General features: G+C 74.5%; 15 protein-coding genes and 1 pseudogene. 10 read left to right on the forward strand and 6 right to left on the reverse strand.

Translation table 11 applies throughout. The annotated features are described in order from the left end of the window. The 3 genes from B0E53_RS27050 to B0E53_RS27060 all read left to right on the forward strand — a co-directional run. Window positions 1-695: HAMP domain-containing sensor histidine kinase (locus B0E53_RS27050; RefSeq protein WP_146167783.1), on the forward strand; the 695-nt coding region annotated here is incomplete at its 5' end. Between the two features lie 80 nt (window positions 696-775). After that, window positions 776-1285 (forward strand): DUF2231 domain-containing protein, encoded by a 510-nt coding sequence (locus B0E53_RS27055; RefSeq protein WP_107078609.1) that lies wholly within the window; start codon window positions 776-778, stop codon window positions 1283-1285. Between the two features lie 44 nt (window positions 1286-1329). Next, window positions 1330-2310 (forward strand): aldo/keto reductase, encoded by a 981-nt coding sequence (locus B0E53_RS27060; RefSeq protein ID WP_107078619.1) that lies wholly within the window; start codon window positions 1330-1332, stop codon window positions 2308-2310. A gap of 47 nt (window positions 2311-2357) precedes the next feature. On the opposite strand, the gene B0E53_RS27065 is transcribed toward B0E53_RS27060, so the two are convergent. The 3 genes from B0E53_RS27065 to B0E53_RS27075 form a co-directional block, all read right to left on the reverse strand. Further along, window positions 2358-2783, reverse strand: a complete 426-nt coding sequence (locus B0E53_RS27065; RefSeq protein ID WP_107078610.1) for an ATP-binding protein — start codon at window positions 2781-2783, stop codon at window positions 2358-2360. An 83-nt stretch (window positions 2784-2866) separates the two neighbouring features. Further along, the gene (locus B0E53_RS27070) at window positions 2867-3622 is read right to left on the reverse strand and encodes a methyltransferase domain-containing protein (RefSeq protein ID WP_210406230.1); all 756 of its coding nucleotides are present in this window, start codon (window positions 3620-3622) and stop codon (window positions 2867-2869) included. Further along, window positions 3597-4310: a DNA-formamidopyrimidine glycosylase family protein gene (locus B0E53_RS27075; RefSeq protein WP_210406231.1), complete on the reverse strand. Its 714-nt coding sequence runs from the start codon at window positions 4308-4310 to the stop codon at window positions 3597-3599. The genes B0E53_RS27070 and B0E53_RS27075 overlap by 26 nt, the downstream gene beginning before the upstream one ends. A gap of 160 nt (window positions 4311-4470) precedes the next feature. On the opposite strand from B0E53_RS27075, the gene B0E53_RS27080 reads away from it, so the two are divergent. From B0E53_RS27080 to B0E53_RS40455, 3 genes and pseudogenes are all read left to right on the forward strand, one after another. After that, window positions 4471-5505, forward strand: a complete 1035-nt coding sequence (locus tag B0E53_RS27080; RefSeq protein ID WP_107078612.1) for a PHB depolymerase family esterase — start codon at window positions 4471-4473, stop codon at window positions 5503-5505. 65 nt (window positions 5506-5570) lie between these two features. Next, complete coding sequence (locus B0E53_RS27085; RefSeq protein ID WP_246835614.1) at window positions 5571-5786, forward strand: hypothetical protein; 216 nt, start codon at window positions 5571-5573, stop codon at window positions 5784-5786. A 100-nt stretch (window positions 5787-5886) separates the two neighbouring features. Then, window positions 5887-5967: pseudogene (locus tag B0E53_RS40455) on the forward strand (DNA-binding response regulator); the annotation flags it as partial. Here the strand turns inward: B0E53_RS40455 and B0E53_RS27095 are convergent. Together B0E53_RS27095 and B0E53_RS27100 are read right to left on the reverse strand one after the other, a co-directional pair. Beyond that, window positions 5955-6230: a hypothetical protein gene (locus B0E53_RS27095; RefSeq protein WP_107078614.1), complete on the reverse strand. Its 276-nt coding sequence runs from the start codon at window positions 6228-6230 to the stop codon at window positions 5955-5957. The pseudogene B0E53_RS40455 and the gene B0E53_RS27095 sit on opposite strands and share 13 nt — an antisense overlap. Before the next feature lie 40 nt (window positions 6231-6270). Then, window positions 6271-7488, reverse strand: coding sequence for an MFS transporter (locus B0E53_RS27100; RefSeq protein WP_210406232.1), 1218 nt, complete (start codon window positions 7486-7488; stop codon window positions 6271-6273). Between the two features lie 275 nt (window positions 7489-7763). Between B0E53_RS27100 and B0E53_RS27105 the strand changes: the two genes are divergently transcribed. The 4 genes from B0E53_RS27105 to B0E53_RS27120 all read left to right on the forward strand — a co-directional run bounded on the left by B0E53_RS27105 (window position 7764) and on the right by B0E53_RS27120 (window position 10413). Beyond that, a complete protein-coding gene (locus B0E53_RS27105) occupies window positions 7764-8456 on the forward strand; it encodes a DUF4331 family protein (protein ID WP_107078615.1) in 693 nt (230 codons plus the stop codon). A gap of 128 nt (window positions 8457-8584) precedes the next feature. Further along, entirely contained in the window at window positions 8585-8995 is a 411-nt protein-coding gene (locus B0E53_RS27110; RefSeq protein WP_107078616.1) for a hypothetical protein, read from the forward strand. Between the two features lie 16 nt (window positions 8996-9011). Next, window positions 9012-9608, forward strand: coding sequence for a cell wall protein (locus tag B0E53_RS27115; protein WP_107078617.1), 597 nt, complete (start codon window positions 9012-9014; stop codon window positions 9606-9608). A gap of 121 nt (window positions 9609-9729) precedes the next feature. After that, window positions 9730-10413, forward strand: coding sequence for a hypothetical protein (locus tag B0E53_RS27120; RefSeq protein ID WP_107078618.1), 684 nt, complete (start codon window positions 9730-9732; stop codon window positions 10411-10413). 35 nt (window positions 10414-10448) lie between these two features. Here B0E53_RS27120 and B0E53_RS27125 read toward each other — a convergent pair. Further along, window positions 10449-11079 (reverse strand): hypothetical protein (locus B0E53_RS27125; RefSeq protein ID WP_168215417.1); only part of this gene is annotated, 631 nt, incomplete at its 5' end.

Below are 11079 nucleotides of genomic sequence, written 5' to 3' on the forward strand. Positions count from 1 at the left end.
GGGCGGTCGCGCCGCTGGCCACCGCGCTGGCCCTGCAGCGCCGCTTCGTCGCCGACGCCTCGCACGAGCTGCGCACCCCGCTCACCGTGCTGCACACCCGGGCGCAGGTGCTGGCCCGCCGCGCGCGGAGCCGGCCGGCGGACCGGCTCACCGACCAGCTCGACCAGCTCGTGGCGGACACCCGGGCGCTCGGCGAGGTGGTCGAGGACCTGCTGGTGTCGGCCGCCGCCGAGCACCAGCCGCTGCCGGACACCGAGGTGGACCTGGCCGAGGTGGCACGCGAGGTGGTGGCGAGCATGTCCGCGTACGCGCAGGAGCACCAGGTCGAGCTGCGGGTCGAGGCACCCGGGCCGGCCCGGGTCCGGGGTGCCCGTACGGCCCTGCGCCGGGCGCTGACCGCGCTGGTGGACAACGCCGTCGGACACGCGATCGACGGCGGCCACGTCACGGTGAGCGTGACCGGCCGCGACGGTCGCGTAGCCGCCGCGGTCGCCGACGACGGGGTGGGGCTGGACCCGGCCGAGGCGGACCGGCTCTTCGACCGCTTCGCGCACGGCACCGCCGGAGCCGGCCGCCGGTTCGGGCTGGGCCTGGCGCTGGTGCAGCACGTGGCGCGCGCCCACCGCGGCACGGTCGAGCTCGCCGGCGCGCGGGGGCGGGGCGCCACCGTCACGCTGCTCCTGCCGGCGGCCTGAACCCGCCGCAAGAACTTCCCAAGAAACGCTGGGCACTGTGGGGCCGGACAGTGAACGCCCCCGATCGTCGAGGAGAGACCGTGCCCGACACCGTCAACGGACTGCCGGTGCACCCGCTCGTGGTGCACGCCGTCGTGGTCCTCCTGCCGCTGGCCGCGCTGGGCGTGGTCGCGCTGGCCGTCCGCCCGTCCTGGCGGGGCCGCTTCGGCGTACTCGTCGTGCTGATCGCCGCGCTGGCCGTCGCCGCCATCCCGCTCGCCACCCAGAGCGGCGAGGGCCTGGAGCGCCGGGTCGGTGACCCGGGCAGGCACGCCGAGCTGGGGGACACCCTGATCTGGTTCGCGCTGCCGCTGCTGGTCGCCGCGGTCGCGCTGGTCTGGCTGCACCGCCGGTCCGGCAGGCCGGCCGAGGGCGTGACGGAACGCCCGCGTCCCTCCGGCCGCGGCGCGGTCGGCGTGGTGGTCGCGGTGCTGGCCGTGGTGGTCGCGGCGGCGAACCTGGTGCAGGTCTACCGCGTGGGCGACTCCGGAGCGAAGGCCGTGTGGGGCGACACCCCGGCGGCGACCGCCGGTCACGGCGACGGGGACTGAGCCGGTCCCTGCGCCGCGCGCCCGCCGGTGGTGAGATGGACCGCATGGAGTACGTGAAGTTCGGATCCACCGGCCTGGAGGTGTCCCGGCTCTGCCTCGGCTGCATGAGCTACGGCGAGCCGGGCCGCGGCGGGCACCCCTGGTCCCTGCCGGAGCAGGAGAGCCGCCCCTTCATCCAGCAGGCGCTGGAGCTGGGGGTCACCTTCTTCGACACGGCCAACGTCTACTCCGACGGCACCAGCGAGGAGATCGTCGGCCGGGCGCTGAAGGACTTCGCCCGCCGCGACGACGTGGTGATCGCCACCAAGGTGCACGGCCGGATGGGCGCCGGGCCGAACCGGGGCGGCCTGTCCCGCAAGCACATCATGAGCGAGATCGACGCGAGCCTGCGCCGGCTGGGCACCGACTACGTCGACCTCTACCAGATCCACCGGCTCGACCCGACCACGCCGATCGAGGAGACCCTGGAGACGCTGCACGACCTGGTCCGGGCCGGCAAGGTCCGGTACCTCGGCGCCTCCTCGATGTACGCGTGGCAGTTCGCCAAGGCGCTCTGGGCCGCCGAGCGGCACGGCTGGACCCGGTTCGTCTCGATGCAGAACCACTACAACCTGCTCTACCGCGAGGAGGAGCGGGAGATGCTGCCGCTCTGCCTCGACCAGGGCGTGGCGGTGATCCCGTGGAGCCCCCTGGCCAGGGGCCGGCTGACCCGGGACTGGGGGGAGCGCACCGCGCGGGCGGAGACCGACGAGTTCGGCCGGGCGCTGTACGCGCGTACCGAGGAGAACGACCGGGCGGTGGTCGACGCGGTGGCCCGGATCGCGGCGGCGCGCGGCGTGCCCCGGGCGCAGGTGGCGCTGGCCTGGGTGGCCCGCAACCCGGCGGTCACCGCACCGATCGTGGGCGCGACCAAGCCGCACCACCTGACCGACGCGGTGGCCGCGCTGGAGTTGGAGCTGACCGACGAGGAGGTGGCGGCCCTGGAGGCGCCCTACGTCCCGCACCCGGTGGCCGGGTTCCAGTAAGCGACGGCGATGCACGAAAAGCGTCGCCGGCGACGGGTCGGCGACGCTCAGCGGGGGAACGAGGCCCAGATGTTCTTGGTCTCGTCGGTGGCGTACCAGCCGACGGCGAGCGAGACCGACTCGGCCAGCATGAGCCCGCGGCCGCCTGAGTCGAGCGGGTGGATGTCGCCCAGCCCGGGGACGGTGCTGAGGTCGTGGTCCGCCACGTCGAGCAGGAAGCAGTCGTCGGCCGCGAGTAGGGTGACGATCGTCGGCGGCTGGCCGTGCCGCAGCGCGTTCGTCGCCAGTTCGGTGGCCACGAGCACCACCAGGTGGGGCACCTCGTCGAGGTCCTCGCCCTGGACCAGGCCGTGCCGGGTCAGCGCGTCGCGTAGCGAGGCCCGCAGCTTACGCAGTTCCTCGGCCGTGCTGAGCACCCACTGCTCCAGCTCGGCGGCCTGCGGCGGCGGCGGCGACGTGCGCAGCTGTCCCATGGTCTGGCTCTACCCTGTGCGGCCGTCCGCTAAGCCGGCCGGGACCGGCTCCCGACCGGGTGGGCGGGAGCCGGTCCGGCCGGTCAGCGGCGGAGCAGGGCGAAGACGCCCCAGCCCAGGTACTCCCGCTGGTAGCGGACGTGCCGCACCGGGTCCTTGGTCAGTTCCCGGCGCAGCTCCCCGGCCAACTCGTCGTCGGGGTTCGCGTCCAGCCAGCGGCGCAGGTTGAGCCAGTGCGCGGCGGCGTACCGGTCCCAGCTGTCCTGGTCGGCGAGGACCATCTCGACCAGGTCCCAGCCGCACTCGCCGAAGAGCCCGACCAGCCCGGGCAGGTCCTGGAACTCCTCCCGCGAGCGGGTGTGGCAGCCGACCAGGGTCTCCTCGTCGGGCGGGTCGAGCCGCCAGTACGGCTCACCCACGAGGACCATCCCGCCGGGGCGCAGGCCGCGCTCCAGGATCTCCAGGGTGCCGGGGACACCCCCGCCGATCCAGGTCGCCCCGACGCAGGCGGCCAGGTCGACGTGCTGCTCGGGTACGTAGGTCGCGGCGTCGCCGTGCACGAAGCGGACCCGGTCGGCGACGCCCAGCTCGGCGGCGCGCGCCCGGGCGGCGGCGGTGAAGGCGGTGCTGATGTCCACTCCGGTGCCGGTGACGCCGTGGTCCCGGGCCCAGGTGCAGAGCAGCTCGCCCTTGCCGCTGCACAGGTCGAGGATCGACGCGCCGGGTCGGAGCTTGATCGCCCGGCCCAGGGTGGCGAGCTTGGCGTCGTCGAACGGGTTGAGGATCCGGAGGTCGCCCTCGCGGATGGTGAAGCTACGTGGCAGATCCAAAGCGGTCACTCCAAGGGAAGGGTGCGAAGGTCGGAACGAGACGGGAAGCGCTCGGCACGGGCACCAAAACACCCTCTTCAGGCAGTCGGAGTGACGTTGGCGGCGAGGCTAGCCGCCGGGCGGCCGGCCGGCCAACCGGATTAGCCGGCCGGCTGGTCCACCGGGCAGGCGTACGCGGTGCTCCCGCCGAGTTGCCAGCTCCGCACCGGGCTGCCGCAGCGGCGGCAGTGCGTCCGCTTGTACACCCACCGCTCGTCCGGCGCGGCCGGGTCGCTGACCACCTGGCCCAGGTCCCCGCCTCGGCCGGGTCGGCGTCGGCGCGCAGCGGGTCCGGCCCGAGCGAGGCCCGCAGGGCGCGCTCCGCGTCCGCCGGCAGCGGCTCGCAGCGGATCGGCGCGATGAGGTCGTACGCCACCGCCGGGCCGGCCAGCCGCAGCCGGGTGCCGGGGCGGGGCGGCACGGCCGGGTCGTCGTAGCGCAGGAACAGCCCGCGCAGCCCGAGGTGCACGTGCAGGACGGGCGCGCCGGGGAAGTGGTAGAGCAGGTGCTTGCCGTCGGCCTCGACGGCCCGCAGCGGGCGGCCCGCGTAGGGGGCCGGGTCGAAGCGGCCCTGCGGGCTGGAGAGCGCGACGTCGCTCCCGGCGAGCGCCTCGTGCTGCTCCCGCGCGTACCGGTGGATGAGGTGACCCTCGGGCATGTTCGGCGCGTACCCGACCCACCCGGGCGGAAACGACCGTGGGACGGCCACACCGCCGCCGTCCCCGAGGTGTCGGCCGCGCGGATATCTGCTGTTGTCTATGTCACGTTAGCGTGCCGGCACGCCGGCCGTCCCGCCGGCGCTCCGACGGGAGAACGCCATGAAGACACCGTGGAAAGCCGCCACCGCCCTCGCCGCAGCCCTCCTCCTGGTCCTGCCCGGCGGCGTCGCCGCCCGGGCCGCGAGCACGCCCTACACCAAGACCCCGGTCGCCGGCTCGCTGCGCAGCTACCCGATCTCCGCCGTGTACGTCGCCGGGGTCTCCTCCGGCGGGTACCTGGCCACCCAGCTCCAGGTCGCCTACTCGGCGCGGATCCGGGGGGCCGCAGTCTTCGCGGCCGGCCCCTACTACTGCGCCCAGAACAACGTCTCCCAGGCCCTCTACGGCTGCGGCGACAACCTCTACCCGACCCACCTCGCCACCCTGGAGAGCTACACCCGCACCTGGGCGTCCTACGGCTGGGTGGACGGCACCGGCAACCTCGCCGGCCAGCCGGTGTACGTCTACCACGGCGGCAACGACAGCACCGTGAAGAAGTCCGTCACCGACGACCTGGTCCGCTACTACCAGGACTTCGGGGCGAACGTCCGCTACGACTCCGGCAGCGCGGCCGGCCACTCCTGGGTCACCCCGTACGGCACGGTCGGCTGCACGGCCACCGCCTCCCCGTTCCTCGCCGACTGCGGCACCGACCCGCAGGGGGCGTTCCTCGGCAAGCTGCTCGGCTCGGTCGCCGCGCCGAACACCGGCCCGCTGGGCGGCACCCTGATCCGGTTCGGTCAGGACACCTTCGCCACCAACGGCTGGGCCAACGGGCTGAGCATGGACGCCAACGGCTTCGCGTACGTGCCGAGCGCCTGCGCCGCCGGGACCACCTGCCGCCTGCTGGTCGCCCTGCACGGCTGCGCCCAGGGGTACGCCAAGGTCGGCACCGCCTTCGTCGACCGGGCCAACCTCAACCAGTACGCCGACACCAACCGACTCATCGTGCTCTATCCGCAGGCCGTCGCCAGCGGGGTGAACCCGAACGGCTGCTGGGACTGGTGGGGCTACCTCGGCGCGACGAATTACCCGATCAAGGGTGGTGCCCAGGTCGAGACGATCATGAACATGGTCCGCCGCCTGGACGGCTGAGCCGGCGATCCGGCCCGTACCGGCAGGTGCGGGCCGGTAGGCTGCTGCGCTACCGTCACGTTGTGATGGTCGAGGAACACTGGTGGAACGGGGTCAGCGCCCCTCGTGGGCGCCGCGACGTCTACATCCGCACCGATGGGCACCGGTGGGAAGTGCAGGCCCAGATCGGCGGCGCCGCCGGCCGGTCGAAGATCCAGGAGTGCCCGAGCCGGGGCTCGGCGAGCATCCTGGCCGGGGCGTGGCGCGGCAGCGGCGCCGGCTGGCGCGAGGTGCGGCGCTGACGCATCCCCTTCACCGCGTCGGCCCTGATCGCCGACGCTGAGTTCCACGGCGGCCCGCGGGGCGTGAAAGCCTGCCGATCCCGGCCGCCGGCCACCACATCGGCGCAAGCTGGAGGACGACCGGGCCCGACCCCGGCACCTGATCACCGAGCCGGGGATGGGCTACCGCTACCGGGCCTGACCCGGGCCGCCGGCCGGCGCGGGCCGCCCGGTCGCGATCGCGTGCCGCCGCCGGTCAACCAGCAGCCTCACGACCAGCACCACCGCGGTGAGCTGTGCGCGGGCGTTGAGCCGCGTCCCGACCGGGATGGTGGCGAGCACGGCGGCGCCGGTGACCAGCCGGCTCAGCGTTGGGGCGGCGTGCAGCGACCGGCGCAGGCCGGCGATCCCGGCCAGGTGCAGCGCCACGCCGCCGAGGTCGAAGAAGACCTCGACGGTGGTCACCCGGCCGGGGCCGGGTTTCCGGGCCCCGGACGCGCGGGTGTCATGAGGACCGAGCGTAGACCTCCGCCCCGGGCTCGGGGCCGTTCTCCGACCGTCGCGACCGGTCGGCGCGGGAGACGGCCCAGAGCACCACGGTGCCGAGCAGCGCGGCGGCCGGGGCGATCGCCAGCCCGTACCGGAGGCTCGTCGACACCAGCGGGCCGGCGAGCGCGGAGCCGGCGGCGCTGCCCACCACGAACGCCGTGCTCACCCACGCGAAGGCCTCGGCCACCGTGCCCGGCTCGGCGAGCCGCTCGGCGGTGAGGAAGATGGCGGTCAGCACCGGCGGCAGGGCCAGCCCGCTGACCACGAGCAGGCCGGCCATCGGCACCGGGCCGGGGGCGAGCAGCAACGGCAGGTAGCCGATCGTGAGTCCGGCGGCCAGCAGTGGCAGCCGCCCGGGCCCGCCCGGCCGGGCCCGGGTGTAGAGCAGGCCCCCGGCCAGCGCGCCGGCCGCCTGCGCCGCGAGCAGCCAGCCGCTGAGCCGCCGGTCGCCGGCCGTCTCGGCGTAGCCGGTCACCGCCACGGCGATGCTGCCGACCGCCGCGCCGACGCCGACGACGCCGCCCATCATGACGGTGAACCGGGGTACGCGCAGCGGGCCGGCCCAGTGCCGGACCGCCGGCAGGCCGCGCCAGGCGCGGACGGCGGGGCTGAGCGCGTACGCCGCGGTGCCGGCGAGCTGCAGAATCCCGGCGGCGATCAGCCCGGCGGGCGGGCCGGCCAGGGTCACCGCGAGGAGGGTGACCAGCGGGCCGACCACGAAGATCACCTCCTGCACGGCGATGTCCAGCGTGTACGCGGTGGGCACCGTGGCGGGCGGGAGCAGGGCGGGCCAGAGGGTACGCAGGCACGCCTCCAGCGGCGGCGTGCCCAGCCCGGCCACCGCCGCGCCGACCACGGCGCCGGTGACGTGCCCGCCGGTCAGCGCCACCGCCCCGAACCCGAGGCCGGAGAGGATCGCGGCGCCCCACAGCACGGGCGGCTGCCGCCAGCGGTCCACGGCCCGGGCGAGCAGCGGGGTGCCCACCGCCATTCCGGCGGTATATGCGGCGACGAGCAGGCCGGCGGCGGCCAGGCTCAGCGACTGGCGGGCGAAGAGGAGCAGGGCCAGCGGCCCGCTGGCGGTGGGCAGCCGGCCGACCTGGCTGCTGAGGAGGACCCGGAGGACCTGGGGTGCGCGCAGCACCGCCCGGATCCCGGAACTGTCGACGGACATGGGACATCGCTCCCGGTGCGACGTGACGGGGAAAGGAGGCGTCGGGTGCCGGGGCGCCTCAGGGAGCGAAGTCGGCCCGCTCGTGGTCGTTGCCGTAGAGCGGCAGGGCGGGCGTGAGCCACTGGGCGTACGCGGCCGCCGCGGCCTCCACCGGGATCACCCGCTGACGGTAACCCACCGGCCAGCCCGGGGATAGTGCTGATTGGAGGTTTTGGGCCGTTCTGCCCGGATAGGCTCGGGCCTGCCGTGCCGAGCCGCTGACCCGGGAGACAGCCATGTCGCATCCCGGCGGCAACCTGCGGGTGTGGGCCGGGCGGATCACCGACCCCTTCTACATCGACCTGGACCAGCTCGCCACCGTCAACGACGCCTTCAAGAACGGCGCCCGGCTGGACCGCTCCGCCTGGCAGCCGGGGAACGCGAAGAACAGCTTCGCCGGCACCACCGTCGACTCGATCGTGATCGAGGTGTCCCGGGACGAGCCGATGCTGCGCGACGGCACCCGGGTCGGCGTCTGGGCGGCCACCAAACTCGCCACCGACGCCGGGGGATGGCGGCAGATCAATCGCGCCGGCCACCCGATGATGTGGCCGATCTTCTGGCCCACCGACACCGACTTCTCGAACCCGGCCAACACCCGCCACCCCTGTGAGGATCTGCGGGCCGACGGCGAGGAGATCGCCTCGACGGTCGCCCGGGTGGTGGCCGCCAACGGCACCGCGCCGGATCCCGCGGCGTACGGCCGGAGCGTGGCCCGCGAGGTCTACCCGGACCTGCTGTCCTACCAGATCGGCACCCCGGCGAACTACGGGTTCGCCGCCCGCAACGGGCGCACCATGGCCGACAACGCGCCCGAGGTGATGTTCTCCCTGGTGCTCAACACCGGGATGACCTCCGGTCTCACCCCCGATGTCACCAGGGACGCCCGCGCCGCCTCCTTCCCGTACGTGGTCCCCGCCGGACGGTGAACCGCTGAGCGAATTCCGTCTGTAGGAAATCTTCGCCCCGCCTGTTGACGTGGATGGTTCTTGTCACAACAATCGCCATCTATATCGACGTCCATCGCTGTCGATCAGCGATCGGGAAGGAGGTATCCATGGCGGCCATACAAGGCGAGGTGTCGTGGTTCTGCTGCGGCACCGCCTGGGGACCGTGCGGCACCGCCGGGGGCGGCGCCTGCGGCACCTGCAAGTCGGGCAACTACCAGCACGCCTGGCCGAACACCTCGGACGCGTGCTGGGCCATCACCCATCCGGACACCTGCGGCCTCAGCATGAGCCGGCGGGGTTGCGGCTTCCGGCACTACACCACCAACCTCTGCAACGGCGCCCGGGTCGGCACCACCATCGCCGACTGCGGCCCGCAGACCGACCTGTTCTGCGGCGAGCGCACCTGCTGCGGCTCGGCCTGCGGCAGCAACCGGATCATCGACCTGACGCCCGCGGCGTTCAGTGCGATCGGCAGTCTCTCCGTGGGGCTGCGGCCCTGCTCGGTCGACACCGTCTGAACGGGAGGGTTCCCCCATGCCCCAGACCCTGGACCGCCGCCGCCTCCTCGCCACCGCCGCGCTCGGCGGCGTGGTGGGCGCCACCGGACTCGGCTCGCTCGCCCCCGAGGCGGCCTTCGCCGCCGAGCCGGCGACCGTCGAGCCCGGCGCGCCCGACCCGAACTTCGTCGAGGGCCGGATCAGCAAGATCTCCGGCCACCTGCTGCTGGTCACCGGATCCGACACCGTGCTGCACTCGATCCGGATCACCGACGGCACGAGCATCTGGAAACTCCACCCGACCACGTTCGACCAGGTCGCCATCGGCGACGGGCTCTACGCCCGCGGCGTCCGCCTGCCCGACGGCACGCTCGCCGCCGACTCGGTGTGGGTGAACATCGTCAACCTGCACGCGCACATCGCCGCCGTCGGCCGCAACCTGCTGCACCTCGACCACAAGGGCCAGCGCATCGTCGCCCACGTCGTGCCCGGCCGGTCCGCCGCGGTCTACAACGGCACCCCGGCCATCAGCGACCTGTCCCTGCTCCGGGTCGGCCGGCACGTCCAGGTGCTCGGCGCCTGGCACCCGGACACCAACGAGATCGACATCGCCACCGTCTACGCCGCCGCCTGACCGGTACGCCCGACGGCTCCAGGTCGCGGCGCGGCACGCGCCGAGCTGGAGCCGTCGTCGGGCGGCGCGCCACCCCCGCCGCCCAGGCGTCACCCGTCGGCCCCACCCGAGGGGAGAACCCATGATCGACATGATCGCGGCGCTGCAACCGCTGGTCGTCGGTGCGGTGCTGATCTGGTCCGCACGCGTCAAACTCCTCAACCGGCACGCCGCGACGGCCGCCCGCCGCTCCGCGCTCGCCCCGCTGCTCGGGGAGGACCGCGCGCTGCCCGCGTACCGGCTGCTCGGGGTCGTCGAGCTGACCCTCGGCGCGCTCCTCGTGCTGCCGCCCGGCCCGCGGCTGGAGAGCGCCGTCGCGCTCGCCGACCGCCCGATCGCCGGCGGCGCCGTGCTGCTGGCCGAGGCGGCGGCCGTGGTGGCGCTCTCGCCCGAACTCGATGCCGCCTGGCTGCTGCCGCTGCGCCGGCTCCGTGCCCGGCTGACCAACCCGCTGCGCGGCGGCTCCGGGCTGCCGCTGCTCGCCACCGTGCAGCAGGTCCAGCTCAGCGACTCCTACCGGCGGGTGGCGCCGCTGCTCCGCTCCGACGTCCGCGAACACTGGAACGACGGGGATTGGCGCTTCGTCGGCCACGCCGCGCGCTACCAGGGCCGGCCGGCCACCGCGGTCTTCGCGGTGCCGCTGGTCGACGACGAGCCCGAGGCGGTACGGGTCGCCATCGTCGACGACGCCACCGGGCAGACACTGCTGGCCCTGGCCGGGGCCGGGCAACCGGCCGGCCCGCGGCTCGACGTGGTCACCGCGTAGCGGTTGGCGGGACCACCGGACACCGGTGGGTCCCGTCACGCCGGGCTGCGGACGAACGTCTCCTCGCCCCACGAGCCGTCGTCGCCGTCGGACCGGATCACCAGCTCGCCCGGTCCGCACCGGTACGTGCTGGCCGAGTCGTCCACCACCGTGGTCACGTCGGCCTCCCGCCCGTCCACCCGCAGCAGGGCGAGATCACCGGTGGTCACCACGTTCCGCTGGGTGTACCGGCCCGACCCGGCCGTCCACCGGTAGGTCTGGGTGCCCCGGCGCACCCGCTGGACGGTGTGCCCGTTCAGCGTCCCCTCCGCCACCGCCAGGTCGTACAGGTCCGTCGCCGTGCCGTCCACCCGGTACGCGGTGGCATACCCGGTCGACGCACCGCTGGCCAGGTCGACGGTCGTGGCCGCGGGCAGCCCGGCCAGCCGGCCCAGGACCGAGTCCGTCGCCACGTGGAAGTGGTAGCGGCCGGCGGAGAGCCGCCACACCCCGACCAGGCAGCGGTCCCGGTCCACCGGCGTGGCGGAGCCGCTGCCCGGCCCGTCACCCGTGACGGCCGCGGCGGCCAGGCCGAGCAGCACGGCTGCCGCCGTCCCGGAGGCGAGCCAGCGCCGGGACGCGGCCCCGGCCAGCACGGCCGTCACGGCGGCGCCGAACGCCGCGGCG

The sequence above is a fragment of the Micromonospora sp. MH33 genome (genome assembly GCF_003013775.1).
Classification (GTDB): domain Bacteria; phylum Actinomycetota; class Actinomycetes; order Mycobacteriales; family Micromonosporaceae; genus Micromonospora; species Micromonospora fulviviridis.

What these genes read in the sequence shown, in the direction of transcription:
- B0E53_RS27060 (WP_107078619.1), top strand. Translation starts at nt 1,330, where the DNA reads ATGGAGTACGTGAAGTTCGGATCCACCGGCCTGGAGGTGTCCCGGCTC.
- B0E53_RS27065 (WP_107078610.1), bottom strand. Translation starts at nt 2,783, where the DNA reads ATGGGACAGCTGCGCACGTCGCCGCCGCCGCCGCAGGCCGCCGAGCTG.
- B0E53_RS27075 (WP_210406231.1), bottom strand. Translation starts at nt 4,310, where the DNA reads ATGCCCGAGGGTCACCTCATCCACCGGTACGCGCGGGAGCAGCACGAG.
- B0E53_RS27080 (WP_107078612.1), top strand. Translation starts at nt 4,471, where the DNA reads ATGAAGACACCGTGGAAAGCCGCCACCGCCCTCGCCGCAGCCCTCCTC.
- B0E53_RS27085 (WP_246835614.1), top strand. Translation starts at nt 5,571, where the DNA reads ATGGTCGAGGAACACTGGTGGAACGGGGTCAGCGCCCCTCGTGGGCGC.
- B0E53_RS27100 (WP_210406232.1), bottom strand. Translation starts at nt 7,488, where the DNA reads ATGTCCGTCGACAGTTCCGGGATCCGGGCGGTGCTGCGCGCACCCCAG.
- B0E53_RS27105 (WP_107078615.1), top strand. Translation starts at nt 7,764, where the DNA reads ATGTCGCATCCCGGCGGCAACCTGCGGGTGTGGGCCGGGCGGATCACC.
- B0E53_RS27110 (WP_107078616.1), top strand. Translation starts at nt 8,585, where the DNA reads ATGGCGGCCATACAAGGCGAGGTGTCGTGGTTCTGCTGCGGCACCGCC.
- B0E53_RS27115 (WP_107078617.1), top strand. Translation starts at nt 9,012, where the DNA reads ATGCCCCAGACCCTGGACCGCCGCCGCCTCCTCGCCACCGCCGCGCTC.
- B0E53_RS27120 (WP_107078618.1), top strand. Translation starts at nt 9,730, where the DNA reads ATGATCGACATGATCGCGGCGCTGCAACCGCTGGTCGTCGGTGCGGTG.